General features: G+C 68.4%; 14 protein-coding genes and 2 tRNA genes. 8 read left to right on the forward strand and 8 right to left on the reverse strand.

Going from position 1 to position 14,337, the window contains the following annotated elements:
* Window positions 1–103 precede the first annotated feature (103 nt).
* The 5 genes from gyrA to ACLQ24_RS02055 all read left to right on the forward strand — a co-directional run bounded on the left by gyrA (window position 104) and on the right by ACLQ24_RS02055 (window position 5,305).
* Window positions 104–3,886 (forward strand): intein-containing DNA gyrase subunit A, encoded by a 3,783-nt coding sequence (gene gyrA / locus ACLQ24_RS02035; protein ID WP_425888690.1) that lies wholly within the window; start codon window positions 104–106, stop codon window positions 3,884–3,886.
* 4 nt (window positions 3,887–3,890) lie between these two features.
* The gene (locus ACLQ24_RS02040) at window positions 3,891–4,796 is read left to right on the forward strand and encodes a DUF3566 domain-containing protein (RefSeq protein ID WP_425888691.1); all 906 of its coding nucleotides are present in this window, start codon (window positions 3,891–3,893) and stop codon (window positions 4,794–4,796) included.
* A gap of 152 nt (window positions 4,797–4,948) precedes the next feature.
* Window positions 4,949–5,022 (forward strand) — tRNA-Ile (locus tag ACLQ24_RS02045).
* 42 nt (window positions 5,023–5,064) lie between these two features.
* Window positions 5,065–5,193 (forward strand): DLW-39 family protein, encoded by a 129-nt coding sequence (locus ACLQ24_RS02050; RefSeq protein ID WP_007453934.1) that lies wholly within the window; start codon window positions 5,065–5,067, stop codon window positions 5,191–5,193.
* 39 nt (window positions 5,194–5,232) lie between these two features.
* A tRNA-Ala gene (locus ACLQ24_RS02055) sits at window positions 5,233–5,305 on the forward strand.
* 17 nt (window positions 5,306–5,322) lie between these two features.
* On the opposite strand, the gene ACLQ24_RS02060 is transcribed toward ACLQ24_RS02055, so the two are convergent.
* The 5 genes from ACLQ24_RS02060 to ACLQ24_RS02080 form a co-directional block, all read right to left on the reverse strand.
* A complete protein-coding gene (locus ACLQ24_RS02060; RefSeq protein ID WP_425888692.1) occupies window positions 5,323–6,606 on the reverse strand; it encodes a tyrosine-type recombinase/integrase in 1,284 nt (427 codons plus the stop codon).
* A 693-nt stretch (window positions 6,607–7,299) separates the two neighbouring features.
* A complete protein-coding gene (locus ACLQ24_RS02065) occupies window positions 7,300–7,638 on the reverse strand; it encodes a helix-turn-helix domain-containing protein (protein WP_425888693.1) in 339 nt (112 codons plus the stop codon).
* A gap of 882 nt (window positions 7,639–8,520) precedes the next feature.
* Entirely contained in the window at window positions 8,521–9,804 is a 1,284-nt protein-coding gene (locus ACLQ24_RS02070) for an AAA family ATPase (protein ID WP_425888694.1), read from the reverse strand.
* A 311-nt stretch (window positions 9,805–10,115) separates the two neighbouring features.
* Complete coding sequence (locus tag ACLQ24_RS02075) at window positions 10,116–10,475, reverse strand: HNH endonuclease (protein WP_425888695.1); 360 nt, start codon at window positions 10,473–10,475, stop codon at window positions 10,116–10,118.
* Window positions 10,475–10,801, reverse strand: a complete 327-nt coding sequence (locus ACLQ24_RS02080) for a hypothetical protein (protein ID WP_425888696.1) — start codon at window positions 10,799–10,801, stop codon at window positions 10,475–10,477. Before ACLQ24_RS02080 ends, ACLQ24_RS02075 begins: the two co-directional genes overlap by 1 nt.
* Before the next feature lie 153 nt (window positions 10,802–10,954).
* On the opposite strand from ACLQ24_RS02080, the gene ACLQ24_RS02085 reads away from it, so the two are divergent.
* Both ACLQ24_RS02085 and ACLQ24_RS02090 read left to right on the forward strand, forming a co-directional pair.
* Window positions 10,955–11,152 carry a hypothetical protein gene (locus ACLQ24_RS02085; protein ID WP_425888697.1) on the forward strand — a complete coding sequence of 66 codons (198 nt, stop codon included), beginning with the start codon at window positions 10,955–10,957 and terminating at the stop codon, window positions 11,150–11,152.
* A gap of 148 nt (window positions 11,153–11,300) precedes the next feature.
* Window positions 11,301–12,662 carry a hypothetical protein gene (locus ACLQ24_RS02090; protein WP_425888698.1) on the forward strand — a complete coding sequence of 454 codons (1,362 nt, stop codon included), beginning with the start codon at window positions 11,301–11,303 and terminating at the stop codon, window positions 12,660–12,662.
* Between the two features lie 271 nt (window positions 12,663–12,933).
* On the opposite strand, the gene ACLQ24_RS02095 is transcribed toward ACLQ24_RS02090, so the two are convergent.
* From ACLQ24_RS02095 to ACLQ24_RS02105, 3 genes are all read right to left on the reverse strand, one after another.
* Window positions 12,934–13,290 carry an SRPBCC family protein gene (locus ACLQ24_RS02095; RefSeq protein ID WP_425888699.1) on the reverse strand — a complete coding sequence of 119 codons (357 nt, stop codon included), beginning with the start codon at window positions 13,288–13,290 and terminating at the stop codon, window positions 12,934–12,936.
* 193 nt (window positions 13,291–13,483) lie between these two features.
* Complete coding sequence (locus ACLQ24_RS02100; RefSeq protein ID WP_425888700.1) at window positions 13,484–13,594, reverse strand: LPXTG cell wall anchor domain-containing protein; 111 nt, start codon at window positions 13,592–13,594, stop codon at window positions 13,484–13,486.
* Between the two features lie 16 nt (window positions 13,595–13,610).
* Complete coding sequence (locus ACLQ24_RS02105; protein ID WP_425888701.1) at window positions 13,611–13,847, reverse strand: hypothetical protein; 237 nt, start codon at window positions 13,845–13,847, stop codon at window positions 13,611–13,613.
* A 299-nt stretch (window positions 13,848–14,146) separates the two neighbouring features.
* Here ACLQ24_RS02105 and ACLQ24_RS02110 point away from each other — a divergent pair, with 299 nt between their 5' ends.
* The gene (locus ACLQ24_RS02110; protein ID WP_425888702.1) at window positions 14,147–14,287 is read left to right on the forward strand and encodes a zinc finger domain-containing protein; all 141 of its coding nucleotides are present in this window, start codon (window positions 14,147–14,149) and stop codon (window positions 14,285–14,287) included.
* Window positions 14,288–14,337 lie beyond the last annotated feature (50 nt).

The following is a 14,337-nucleotide window of genomic DNA, read 5'->3' on the forward strand; positions in this document are numbered from 1 at the left end:
ACCCGGCTGGCCCGCCGGTCCACAGGGTTATCCACAGCTTGGCCGGTATCCACAGCCGTTATCCACAGCACGAAAACGACTCTGACTCTGATAAGGGTATACAGTGACCGATTCCCCCGAGTCCACACCGAACGAGCCCGAGGTCCCCGCCGAGGCCGTCGCCGCGGTGGTCGCGCACGACCGGATCGAACCGGTCGGGCTCGAGGTGGAGATGCAGCGCTCCTACCTCGACTACGCGATGAGCGTCATCGTCGGGCGCGCGCTGCCGGACGTCCGGGACGGGCTCAAGCCGGTCCACCGCAAGATCCTCTACGCCATGTTCGACTCCGGCTACCGCCCGGACCGTGGCTACGTGAAGTGCTCCCGCGTCGTCGGTGACGTGATGGGTCAGTTCCACCCGCACGGCGACTCGGCGATCTACGACGCACTCGTCCGGATGGCGCAGCCCTGGTCGCTGCGCTACCCGCTGGTCGACGGCAACGGCAACTTCGGCTCGCCCGGTAACGATCCGGCTGCGGCCATGAGGTACTGTGTTACGGCAAATGTCCGGATTCGCACCGCCGAGGGCAGCGTGCGGATCGCGGATGTGGTGGCCGACGCCGCGCCGTCCAGCGAGACCGACATCGACCTCAAGGTCCGCGACCGCAACGGCGACCTGGTCCGCGCCTCGAAGTTCTTCCACTCCGGCGAGCACCCGACGCTGCGGCTGCGCACCCGCGAGGGGTACGAGCTGACCGGCACCCACAACCACCCGGTGCTCTGCCTGGTGGACGTGGCCGGCGTGCCGACCCTGCTGTGGAAGCTGCTCGCCGAGATCTCCTCCGGCGACCGGGTCGTTCTCCAGCGCAGCGTGCCGGACGAGATCGGCTACCCGATGCTGGAGCACATCGAGGCCGCCGTTCTCGCCGGTGCCTTCGTCAGCGAGGGGTGGGTCTCTCCGGGCCGGGCCGGGTTCAACAACGTCGACCGGGATTTCTTCGTCCGCGTCCTCGCGGCCTACGACCTCGCCGTGGGTGGGCCTCGCTACGTCAGCGAGCGGGTCATCGCCTCCGGGAGCACGCTGCACGAACTCGACGTGCAGGACCTCTCCGCACTGCGGACGAGCCTCCTCGGCGACCTGATGGGCGCGCGCAGCGCTGAGAAGTTCGTTCCCGAGTTCGTGTGGCAGGGGCCGGCTGCGGTCAAGCGGGCGTTCCTCCAAGCGCTGTACGAGGGTGACGGCTCGTCGTCGCTGCTGCCGCGCGACACCATGCAGATCTCGTACTCGACCCGCAGCGAGCGGCTGGCGGCCGAGGTCCAGCAGTTGCTGCTGGAGTTCGGCGTGATCAGCCGGCAGGCCCGCTACGACAACGGCGAAATCAAGGTCGTGGTGACCAACCGGCGCGACGCCCGGATCTTCGCCGCGCACGTCGGCTTCCTCGGCCGTAAGCAGGCCAAGTTGGAGGCCGAGCTGGCCCAGGTGCCGGTGAGCAGCACGGCGCTCTCCAGCGACCAGGTTCCGCTGGTCGGCGACTTCATCCGCGAGCACGGCGCAACGCGCTGGACGGAGCGGGACTGGCTGCGCCGGCACAATGTGGACCGCGTCGAGCGGTGGGAGCGGGACCGCGACGAGATCGCGGCCCGGATCACCAACGCCGAGGTGCTCGACGTGGTCGAGCCGTTGGTCGACGGGCGTTTCTACTACGCCGAGGTGGCGCAGATCACGGACGCCGGTGTGCAGCCGGTCTACAGCGTCCGGGTCGACACCGACGACCACTCGTTCGTCTCGGACGGGTTCGTCAGCCACAACACCGAGTGCAAGCTCGACCCGCTGGCGATGGAGATGCTGCGGGACATCGACGAGGACACCGTCGACCTCCAGGACAACTACGACGGCCGGGCCAAGGAGCCCACGATCCTGCCGTCGCGGATCCCCAACCTGCTGGTGAACGGCTCCGAGGGCATCGCGGTCGGCATGGCCACCAAGATCCCCCCGCACAACCTGCGGGAGATCGGCGCGGCGGTGCAGTGGTGCCTGGAGCACCCGGAGGAGGACGAGGAGACCACCCTCGAGGCCCTGCTCGGCATCGTCAAGGGCCCGGACTTCCCGACCTACGGTCTGATCGTCGGTACGACGGCGATCCAGGACGCGTACCGCACGGGTCGTGGTTCGATCCGGATGCGGGCCGTGGTGGAGGTCGAGGAGGACAAGCGGGGTCGTCCCTGCCTGGTCGTCAGCGAGCTTCCCTACCAGGTCAACCCGGACAACCTCGCCGAGCGGATCGCCGAGCTGATCAAGGAGGGCAAGCTCGCCGGGATCGCCGACATCCGTGACGAGTCCTCCGGCCGTACCGGTATGCGGATCGTGCTGGTGCTCAAGCGCGACGCGGTCGCCAAGGTGGTGCTCAACAACCTCTACAAGCACACCCAGCTCCAGGAGACGTTCGGCGCCAACATGCTGGCCCTGGTCGACGGGGTGCCGCGCACGCTCAACCTGGCGCAGTTCATCCGCTACTACGTCGAGCACCAGATCGACGTGATCCGCCGGCGGACCGCGTTCCGGCTGCGCAAGGCCGAGGAGCGGGCGCACATCCTGCGCGGTCTGGGCAAGGCACTGGACGCGCTGGACGAGGTCATCGCGCTGATCCGGCGTTCACCAACGGTGGACGACGCCCGGCAGGGCCTGATCCGGCTATTGGAGATCGACGAGATCCAGGCGACCGCGATCCTCGACATGCAGCTGCGCCGTCTCGCCGCGTTGGAGCGGCAGCGGATCGTGGACGACCTGGCCAAACTCGAGCTCGAGATCGCCGACCTCAAGGACATCCTCGCCAAGCCGGAGCGGCAGCGGAAGATCGTCTCGGAGGAGCTGGGTGAGATCATCGCCAAGTGGGGCGACGACCGGCGGACGCAGATCATTCCGTTCGACGGCGAGGTCTCCATGGAGGACCTCATCGCCCGGGAGGACGTGGTCGTCACGATCACCCGGACGGGGTACGCCAAGCGGACCAAGGTCGACCTGTACCGGTCGCAGCGGCGGGGCGGTAAGGGCGTCAGTGGCGCCACGCTGCGGCAGGACGACATCGTCAGCCACTTCTTCGTATGCTCGACCCACGACTGGATCCTGTTCTTCACGAACAAGGGCCGGGTGTACCGGGCCAAGGCGTACGAGTTGCCGGAAGCCAGTAGGGTAGCCAAGGGCCAACACGTGGCCAATCTGCTCGCCTTCCAACCGGACGAGCAGATCGCGCAGATCATTGAAATCCCGGACTACCAGGTAGCCCCCTATCTGGTACTGGCCACGAAGAACGGCCTGGTGAAGAAGACGCGGCTCGAGGAGTTCGACTCCAACCGTTCCGGCGGCATCATCGCGATCAACCTGCGCGATGAGGACGAGCTGGTCGGTGCTGCTCTGGTGGCGCCGGAGAACGACCTGCTGCTGGTCTCGAAGAAGGCGCAGGCGATCCGGTTCAACGCCTCGGACGAGGCGCTGCGCCCGATGGGCCGTGCCACCTCGGGCGTGATCGGCATGCGCTTCACGGACGACGACGTCCTGCTCGCCATGGAGGTCGTTCGGGAGGGTCTGGACGTCCTGGTGGCCACGAACGGCGGATACGCGAAACGTACCCCGATCGAGGAATACCCGGTGCAGGGCCGGGGAGGTAAGGGCGTGCTGACTGCGAAGATCACCGAACGGCGCGGTGGTCTAGTTGGTGCGGTGGTGATCGACCCAGACGACGAGTTGTTCGCGATCACCAGCAACGGTGGTGTCATCCGGACTCCGGTGAAGCCTGTACGCCGTACGCGTGACCGGAACACAATGGGGGTCAAGCTGATGGACCTCCCGGACGGCGTGACTATCGTGGCGATTGCTCGCAATGCCGACGAGCCTGACGAACAGGACTAGTTGAATGACGGAGACACAGGCGAAGTCGGGGAACACGGGGACCTCGGCCAACCCGGTCGACGAGGAGGCCGCCAAGGGCGGCACACCAGCGACCGGCCGCGCGGCCGTGGGCCGGGCCACGGTTCCCGCCGACGCGCCTGCCCCGAAATTCACCCGGGCTCCCGGCATGACACCCCCGCCGGAGCAGTCCGGCGAGGACGCGGGACCGGGTGACAGCAAGGCCGAGAAGTCGGCCGGGGAGGCGCCGACGTCCACCGGGGCAGCCCCCACGGCGGCCGCCCCGAACCCGGCGCGGCCGACGACCACGCAGCCGATCAGCACCCGACCCGGTCAGGCGACATCGACCGGGACCACGGGCACGCAGCCCCGGATCACACCGGGCATGACCCAGCCGGACGCGGGGCGTACGGGCGCCGGCGGTCGCCCCGCGAGCGGTGGCGGTCTGCCGCCGGGGATCGGCAACGCGTCCGCCGTCGGGGCCGCCCGCGTCGGTGAGGCGGTACGCGCCGCGCGTACCTCGGTCAGCTCGGCGGCGTCCCGTGGGCCGCGCCGGGCCCGGCTGAACCTCAAGCGGATCGACCCCTGGTCCGTGATGAAGTTCGCGTTCGCGGTCTCGGTGGTGCTGTTCATCGTCGTGGTGGTCGCCACGTCGGTGCTCTACCTGGCGCTGGACGCGATGGGTGTGTTCCAGAGCGTGAACGACAGCCTCAGCGACCTGGTCAACGCGGGCGGGGGGCAGAGCACCAACGGGTTCCAGATCACCGCCAAGGGTGTGATCCTCAGCTCGGCGCTGATCGGCCTGGTCAACGTGGTGCTGTTCACCGCGCTGGCCACGCTGGGAGCGTTCGTCTACAACGTCTGCGCCGACCTGGTCGGCGGGGTCGAGTTGACGCTCGCCGAGCGGGACTGAGTGTGACCGGGGCGTCGGAGCACCGCGGAATGCGGTCGCTCCGGCGCCCCGTACTCGGGTAGGTTTTGCAGGCGGCGACGGCCCGGCTCGCGCACTCGGACCCCGATTTGGGGCCGGCGCAGCGGATGGGTTAATCTTGCTCGTCGCTACGCGGGGCTATAGCTCAGTCGGTTAGAGCGCAGAGCTGATAACTCTGAGGTCGATGGTTCGATTCCATCTAGCCCCACCGCACATCGTCCGACGGTAGTCGAGCGCAAGGGGTAGCCCCATGTTCAAGAAGCTGCTGATCCTGGCCGGCGTTGTCGGCGTGGCTGCCGTCGTCTTCAACAAGGTCAAGGCCGCCAACGACGAGCGTGCCCTGTGGCACGAGGCGACCACCGCGCCCGATCTGCGCTGACGTCGGGCCGGCGGTGAGCCGGTCGCCGTCGCCTTTCACGGGGCCCTAGCTCAACTGGCAGAGCACTGCCTTTGCAAGGCAGGGGTTACGGGTTCGAGTCCCGTGGGCTCCACCTAGCTCCGGTGCAGGTCACCGGGCATCTTTCCCTCCTGATCCCGGGTCATCTGATCGACGCTCGCCTTTTTTCGTCAGCGGATCGTCAGCGGGGTCCGCGAAAGCACCTCGGATGAGTCGGTGGAAGTCGGCTGGTGTGTGCGTGTAGCGATTGAGCGTCGTGGATGCCTGTTCGTGGCCCATGACTGCCTGTACGACGTTGACCGGCACCCCGCTTGAGATCAGGTACGTGGCGTATCCGTGCCGCAGGTCGTGAAAACGCAGCCCACCTGCCGCCCTGACTGCGACGTGCACCGCCGCCTCCCGCTGCGTGGTGAACTCCGCCGACCACTCGACGCTCTCCCGGTCGCGCCAGGTGGCCCGGAAGCGGTGCGGGCCGGTCTTCGTAACCTCGCCGAGCAGTCCTGCCCGTACCAGCGACGGTCGCCAGACCTGGCGCCGAAAGTTGCTGCGGAGCATCGGGTCGCCTGCCTGGTTGGTGAACACCCGGTCTGCCTCGCCGGGGTCCGTCCGTTCCCGGTGCCGCACCAGCTCGGCCCGCAGGAACGGCGGCACCGGGACGACGCGCCGGCTCTGCGCCGTTTTCGGGTACGGCTTGTCCGCCGCGTGTCCGTTGACCTCGATCACTACTCGCCGCACGGTCAGCGTCGCGTCCTGGTTGTCGTCGTTCGGCAGGTCGATATCGGCCCACCGCAGCCCGAGGCACTCACCCCATCGCAGGCCAGCGCCAGCAGCCGCCGCGACCACCGGCCGGTGCCAGTCCGGGACGCTCGGCAACAGCAGTTCCGTTACCTGGTCGAGCGTGAGCGGGACAAGCCCTCCCGCGCGCTTGCGCTGTGCTGGTAGCCGCACTCCCTCGCACGGGTTGAACGCGATCAGCCTGCCGCGTACCGCTGACGCGAGGATGGACGACAGTAGCGAGTGGCACGAGGCGACGGTTGCCGGCGACAGCTCCCGGCCTATCCGCGTTACCCACTCCTGAACGGCCAGGTGATTGATCCGTCCGACCGGCCAGGTGCCCCACTGTGGCAGCAGTCGTGCCCGGAGACGCGAGGTCCAGCCGGCGAGCGTTGTCGTCTCCACCGACCGCGACGCCAACCACCGCTCTGCGTACGTACTGAACCGGACCTTCCCCGCTGCGGGATCGACGTAGGTGCCCTGACTGACGGTCGTCTCGGTGGCCGCGAGGTACGCGGCGGCCTCCTTGCGCGTGCGGAAGGTCTTCGCGCGCTGATTGCCGGATGGGTCGCGCCAGTTGGCGCGGAACGTGCCGGCGGGTGTCTTGATGATGTGTCCCACGGTTGTGGATCTCCTTGTGTCGGTGACGGTGGGTTACCTGTGGCGCGGCCGGTGGTCGGCCGTGCTAGCAGGGCTTGCGGGGGTGGTGTTTCGCGTTCTGGCGGGGTTTCGGGTGTCGGTGCTGGTGGGCTGCTATCTGCTATCGCGCTGGTGGTGTTGGCGATCGGCTGCTAGCAGAGCTGCTATCGCTAGCAGGGCGGGGTGCTATCGATTGCAGCTCTGCTAGGTCGGGTGTCGCTGCCCGGTTGGTGACGGAGCGTGTGCCTGGCCGGGCGGTCGGGCGGGTGGCCTAGCGCTGCTGAACCCACATCGTGGAGCCGCTGCGGAGGGGTTCAGCGGTTCTGGCCGATGGTGCCGCTAGGCGCTAGGTGCCTGGTCGTGCCGAGGATTTGCCGCTAGCGGTGCCGCTAGGTCTAGCGGGTGGTGGTGCTAGACCTAGCAGCACGTTGGCGGTTACGCGCCGTTGCGGTGGTGCTGCTCGCGTTGCTCCCGACGCTCCATCGCGGCCATCTCTGGCCCCTGGTCGAAGGTGCCGCTGGGGCGGTTTTCGGGGGTTGGGGCGGTGGGTGCCGCGAGGCCGCTAGGTGCCAGCTCAGGGGGGCGAGGGCGGGGCATCGCGGACCCGCGATGCATCGCGGTCCTGCCCGCGATGCATCGCGGTCCTGCCCGCGATGCATCGCGGCCCGTTGGCGGTTACGCGCCGTTGCGGTGGCGCTGCTCGCGTTGCTCCCGACGCTCGATCGCGGCTAGCTCCTTCTCGACGTCTTCGACGCTGGCGGTGGGCAGTTCGTCGAGCCAGCGGTGGAGCCGACCGCGCGGGATGACCCACCGTCCGCCGAGCTTGAGCGCGGGGATCTCGCCGGAGCGAACGAGGGCGTAGGTGGAGCCGAGCGAGAGCCGCAGGATCTCGGCGGTTTCGGCGACGGTGTAGACGGCGCTGACGACGGGCGCGGTGCGGCCGGTGGAGGTGCCCCCCGCATCGGCGTGGGTGGTCGGATTCGGTCGCTGCGGGAAGGGGATGACGGTGTTCACGTCGGTGTCCTCCGGGGTAGCGGTAGCGGCTGCTGGGGGTCGGTGAAGGGCTCTACGGCGGGTTTTCGGGGTTGAGGAGTGGGTGCCGCTACCCGCTACCTTTTGCTGTCTGTGCTGCTCAGACCGGTAGAGGCAGAGGTAGCGTTGCCGCTACCTGGTAGAGGCTGGCCGCTACATCGCGGCGGGGTCGTGGTGGGTGGTCGGTGGTGGTCGTTTTCGGTCACGGCGGGGTGGTAGCGGTTCGGGTAGAGCGCGCTCTACCTCGGTGCGGGTTGCTACCGGTCGCGGTTGCGGCCGGGCCGCCCGGTGGGTGCCGTTGGTGGCCGGTTTTTGGGTTGCGGTGGTGGTGGCCGCGACCCGCGACCTCGGGGTGTTGGTGCTGGCTGGGCCGGTCGCGGGGTGGGTCGCGTCGGCGCGACCGGTCGCGGGTGGGCCGCGACCCGGCGGCGAGCATGCCGGACAGAACTGTCAGAACTGACAGAACCTCGCGGCGATGGTGGTTGTGGCGGTTGTGTCAGTTCTGTCGGCGGGGTTGCGTCACGTCCGCTGTGCGGCCCGGTGCCGGCCGGTTTCGGCCCGTCCGTCCCTAGTAGATGGGCGTTAAGGCAGTTCGGCAGAAGGGCGTAGGGCGGGCCGCTGAGAGGGCCGTAGGCGCGCGATCCGGGCCGGGTCGGGCTTAGGCCATGGGTGGATGTGTCTGTGTGGCTCTGAGCGGGCCGATTTCCGGTGACCTGGCCGCCGAGGGCGGTCGGCGGGGGTGGTGGTGGCGCTGACACGTTGACACTCCCTCGTGATCGGTGGTGTTTGTGCTGGTCGGGGCCGGTGTGGCGCTGTCAGCGCCGGGTGTTGACAGGCGTTGACAGCGCTGACACCTGGCCGCGACTAGTGGGGTGACGGTCCGTGATCGGGGATCGGCAGTGACGCCACTTCGGGGCCAGTCGCGCCAGTCGCGCCACGTTCCGGAAGCTGGCGCGACTGGCGCGACTGTGGCGCGACTGGCGTCACTGGTGACGTTCCGTGGCCGGGGTTGAGGCACCACACGGTGGTCGAGGGGAAGCCGTGCCGCTCGACGGTGACCCCGGCGCGGGTGCGGGCGCGTTGGATGGTTCGCTCGGCGATGCCCTCGGCGCGGGCCGCTTTGCGCACGTCGGCCCATGCCGCCTCGCCGCCCTGGGCGATCAGGAAGTCTTTGAGCCACGCTGCGGCCCCGTCGCGCTCGCTGCGGGTGTCTCCGTCGCCGGCCCCGTCGCCGAGAATGTCTGCGACCGACCGGTCGGACTCGCCGGTGATGGTCAGCTTCCCGACGTAGGCCGGTCCCTCGTCGGTGGGGATCTCCACCGACTCCACGACGTAGCGCAGGGACGGCAGGTCCAGCGGGCCGAGGTTGTTCTTCGCTTGGCTCATGACGCACGAGCCGTCTCCGGCGTCGTCGTCGCGGGCGATGGCGATCACGGCCCGGGCGACAGCGGAGAATGCCCGTGACCCGGTGATCAGGTTCAGGGCGTCCGGGCTGGCTGACTTGTTGAAGTGCGCCAGGCCAACTACCGCGCAGCCGGTGCGGTCGGCCATGTTGACCAGCGGTTCAAGGGCGGTGCGTAGGTCGCGGTCGCGGTGGGTGTCGATCCCGGCGTGGATCAGCGACAGCAGCGGATCGGCGGCCAGCAGTGCCACACCGAGACGGGTGATCTCCCGACCGAGCGCGGTGCAGTCGCGGGGCAGGGTGAGGGAGTCGAAGCCGCCGTCGTGCTGTACGTCGACCCGGTACACCATGTTCATGTCCGCGCCGGCCGCGTACAGGCGGGGGCCGATGGTCTGCGACCACGAATCCTCCGTGGCCGCGTAGATGACCGGGCGCGGCGTGCCGTGGTGCCGGCCCGGCAGAACACCTCGGGTGACCTGCGCGGTGAGCCACGCCAGGGTGAGGGACTTGCCGATGCCCTCCCGGCCGGGAATGACGGTCAGCGCGCCGGAGGGAATGCGGTTGGTCCACGTCCACGCCACGGGGCGCATCCGGATCTGCGAGGCCGGGGTCAGCAGGATCGTGCGGCCGTGCTCGGCGTTCCCGCCGGGCTCAACCTGACCCGTGCTGGCCGGTTCGTGGTCCGGTTCACCATCCGGGGCGTGACCGGCGGGGATGCCGTCCAGACCCGCTGAGGCGGGGGGCATCTCTGGGTCAGTTCGGCTGAAACACTGCGCAGCGGGATCAGGTCCGTCCGTGACGCCGCTGCGGGGTGTTTCAGCCGGTTGTGGTGGCCGTAGACCTGGGTCCGAAGATCGGCCCGGCCGGGTTGGTGGTGGTGGAGAGTCCGGCGTCAGCCGGTCCATTGGGCTCTTGTTCGTGGCGGTCACAGGGTGACTCCGTTCCGGTGAAGTCTGAGGTGGGTTGGTGCTGGTCGGACCCGGGTTCGTGACGTCAGATCCGGCGCGGTCTGCTTGCCGGTTTGATCTGCGTGACGGAACCCGCCTGGCGGCATTCGTCACCGACTGGTGGCGGCAACCGGGGTTGTCGTCGGGCGCAGCTCGACGCGCGTCAGGCGGCCCGTCAGCGCGGCAACGGTGGTGACGAAGCGGCCCGCCGGTCGCAGCTGCGGCACCTGGCCGGCGTGGCGCAGGAACACCTGCGGGAGCTGCCCGGACTTGCGCTGGTTGCACGGCCGGCAGGCAAGGACGAGGTTCATCAGCGCCCAGCCCGGTAGAAGGCTCTGCGGGATCAGGTGATCAACCGTCGCGGTGATCAGCGCCGGGAACGGGTGGCCGCAGTAGAAGCACCCCGCGCCGTCGCGGTCGGCCAACGCCCGCTTGATCGCCCGCATTCGGGTCGAGTTCGGCCGGGCCATCACGCGGCCACCGCGAACGCCGCCGACTGCTCCGGGGTGGCCGGCAGCACCCGATCGGCCAACTCGATCAGCCCGGCCCGGTCGACCTCCACCACACCGTTGAGGCAGTTCTCGCACCGCCCGAAGCTGAACCCGTCGCACTGCGGGCACGGAGCCCACAACGACTTGGCGTGCACCGCGACGCACCGCGCCTCCTGGCACCACCGCGTCTCGCAGTACAGGCACACACCCGCACCGTTCAACCGCGAGGGCCGGAACTGCACCGCCAAAGCCGTGAACGCGCGACTGTCCATCGTCCGAGGTGCCGGGATACCCTTGACCTGCATCTTCGTACTCCTTCGCTGGGAGAGCGGTTGATGTACTGGCCCCGGCGGGGTTGCCTCCCCGCCGGGGCCGCTTCCATGGGCCATACGCTAGCCGGCTAGCCGGTAGCTGTCTAGTCGTATCTTCGGTAGCCGTCTAGCCGCTACACTCCCCGCATGACCGCTCTTGAGGATCTTCAGAAGCTCGCTGACCGCGTTCGCAAAGCCACCCAAGCGCTCGACGCCTTGCGGCAAGAGCGAGATGAACTCATTCGCGACGTGCGCCGCTCCACTGACCACACCGTTCCCGAGATTGCCGATGCAGCCGGCGTGTCGCAGGCGACCGTGAAGACGGTCATTCGCGGTGTTCGTTGATCTCGCTGCCATGCAACGAGGAAACCTCGCTTTGGCAGTGGTCAGCACCATGTGAAACCCCATGTGAAGTGCGCTGACCCATGTGGGCGTATCCCGGCGTACCGCTCAGCCGGTACCGTCCGAGGTAGGCCCATGGGGAGGCGGACACGTGAACGAACCGAATGACGCTCTCGCGGCGCTCGTTGTCGAGGCAGGCATTTCGTGGGCCGGGCTGGCGAGGCGAGTCAACGATCTCGGCGCAGTCGAGGGGCTGGCTCTGCGGTACGACTACACCGCCGTCAACCGCTGGGTAAAGCGCGGAGAGACGCCACGCTCGCCGGTTCCAATGCTGCTCGCACGGGCACTAACGGAGCGCGTCGGTCGGCGGATTAGCCCATCTGACATCGGCATGACTGAGGAAGAAACCCTGGCCGCGCGAGGGTTGGAGTACGGAGACGATCCACACGCAACAGTGGATACAATCATCGATCTCGGGAGAGCTGACGTGAAGCGCCGCGACATCGTGAAAGCGCCATTCGTGCTGGCCGCGCTGGGTGCACCTAGCCGAGACTGGCTCCTGGCCACGCTTGACGAGACGACAACCGAGCGCGGGCCGCGCCAGGTGGGCATGCGCCAAGTGGCCGGCATTCGGGAGATGTTCGCGCTCTTTCAGGACATGGACGTGATGCGCGGTGGTGGACACGCCCGGACCGCCCTGGTTGAGTACATGCAGAGCTACGTTCTGCCCTTGATCAAGCGGGAACACGAACCGGCCGTTCAGCGTGCGCTCTATGAAGCCGCAGCGGAGCAGTCGTACCTGGTGGGCTGGATGGCGTACGACGATGGCGAGCACGGGCTAGCGCAGCGGTACCTGATCCAGGCGCTACGCCTGGCGCAGGCGGCCGACAGCGCTGCTCTCGGGGCGCACGTACTCGCCGGCATGTCCGATCAGGCAAACCTACTCGGCCACCCCCGCGAGGCGCTGATGCTGGCTCGCGCTGGCCGCCACGGTCTGGCCGAAGGTGACTCACCTGCCTGCCTCGCTGATCTTCACATCCTTGAGGGGCGTGCGCTCGCAGCTCTCGGAGAGTCGGTCACCGCGGCTGCGTCGGTAGTCAGGGCAGAGCAGGTGTTTGGGCGGGTGGTCCACGACGACGAACCGGCCTGGGCGAAGTTCATCGACGCGCCGTACATCTTCGGCGAGGCAGCGCACTGCTTTCGCGACCTGGGCCAGCCCGACGAGCTTGAGCGCTTCGCCAACGAGTCTGCCGCTGGGGCTCGACGGCAGGGGCGCGCTCGTCGAGGGGCGCTTAGCGAGGCGGCGCTCTCGGTCGCTGACCTTGACAGGGCCAACGTCGAGGCTGCCGCGTCGCGAGCGGCGCGGGTCGTGGACCTGGCCGCGTCCGTCAACTCGTCGCGGGCGATCGAGACCGTGCGCGACCTGCAACGCCGCTTGAAGCCGTTTGGCAACCTGCACGAAGTACAGCAGTTCAACACGCGGGCCGGTGCTCTGCTTGGCCTGGCCGCCTAGAACCAGGGCGTCAGCAGAAAGTCAGCGAAAGCGCTGACAACGGTTGTGATTCCCCACCAACAGACGACAGGCGTTGGACGAAGAACGGCAAGCAACGTGACTCGCCGATAGCGTCCAACGCCTGTCATCCGCCTTTGCAAGGCAGGGGTTAGGGGTTCGAGTCCCCTGGGCTCCACCGAATACCGCCTCTGATTAGGCAATACCGCGTTGCAAGATCAACGGGCACGGGCTGGGCACAAGTCAGCCATGATCTTGCTGCCGGATGATCGCCTTATTGGCGCGTTCCGCCGCTGAGTTCAGAACCGAGCCAATGACGCCGCTGGGCCGGATCAGAGGTGAGGACGTGTTCGTGACGCCAGCGACGAAACGGTCCACTGACCTGCTCGTCGACGAATCGGTGCGGCGACTCGTACTCGGTGATCTGCACGGTCATCCGCCACTGGACGCCGAAGTATCGCGCCTGCCAGGTCACCGTCTGGCCGGGGCCAAGGCGTCCACTGGTGATTCCGGCAACGGCCCGCTCGCCGCTGGCACCCATGGAGAGGGTGTGCGCGTCGACGTCGAGGCAGGCCGCGAACACGGAAGCCGGGCTGGCGGGGACCACCGTGACCAGTTCGAAGCGGGGCACGGCAGGAGCCTAGTCGGCGCCATGCGGCCCGGTCGGCCGGCGGCAAGGTGAATGAGCCGGTCACCGACCAGTAACCGTCGGGCGGGGGCGAATGCCAGCGGGCCGCACTCGGACCCCTCAAGGGTCGGTCACGCCGGTCAAACGCCGACGCGCCCGGCCCGACGGAGTGTCGAGTCGGGCGCGTCAGATCGAGCTACGCCACGAAGCGGGAACGGCGTCGCCGCGCGATCACGAAGCTCGCGCCACCGACGAGCAGGAGCGCACCGCCGATGCCGGCGACGGTCGCGGTATCGGTACCGGTCACGGGCAGTCCGCCGCCGTCACCGCCGGCAGCGACCGGGCTCGTGGAGGTGGCCGCGGTCGGCGCGACGGTCGACGTGGCGCTCGGCGTCGGGGTGGGCTGCGGCGTCGGCGTCGGCGTCGGGGTGGGCTGGGACTTGCAGTCCAGCGCCCGCGTCGTACAGGCCCTCGTTCAGGTAGGCCAGGTAAGGGTCGACGGCTTCGGAGTCGAGCGTCTTCTGTGCGGCCTCCTTCACGTTCGGGCCAGCGCCGGTCATCGTCTGCCCCACCTTGATCCGCAGAGCGATCGCCCAGACGGTCTGCGCGTCCTTCTTGAGCCAGGCGCGCAGGTCATCCGAGGTGCCGCCCAGCCGCTCCTGGATGACGTCGGGCAGGGTGGGCAGGGCTTCCTTGTCTGCGGCAGACAGGATCCGGTGTGTCAGCAGCCGTAGCTGGCTGACACTGGCGGTGTCCAGGTCGAAGGTGAACAGCTCGCGGATGTCCTTGAACGTCGTGCGCTCGACCGACTGGCAGTTCTGGTCGAGCCCGGGCGCTGCCGCGGTTTCTCCACTGTCCGGTGTGTAGCGCCCGGTCCGGCCAACGCTGTATCAACGCGCCGGGTCGTCTATTGGGCGACGACCGACTTCATCCGGAGCGCGTCGAGTTGGCCGGAAAGACGATACGAGGGGAGCTGGCGCTCCCCGGGCCACTTCGGTGATGTGCCGGGCGGAGCAGCGGACTCTCCTTGCGCCGAAGAACGGTGACGGA

This window comes from Micromonospora sp. DT4, assembly GCF_049841675.1.
GTDB lineage: Bacteria > Actinomycetota > Actinomycetes > Mycobacteriales > Micromonosporaceae > Micromonospora.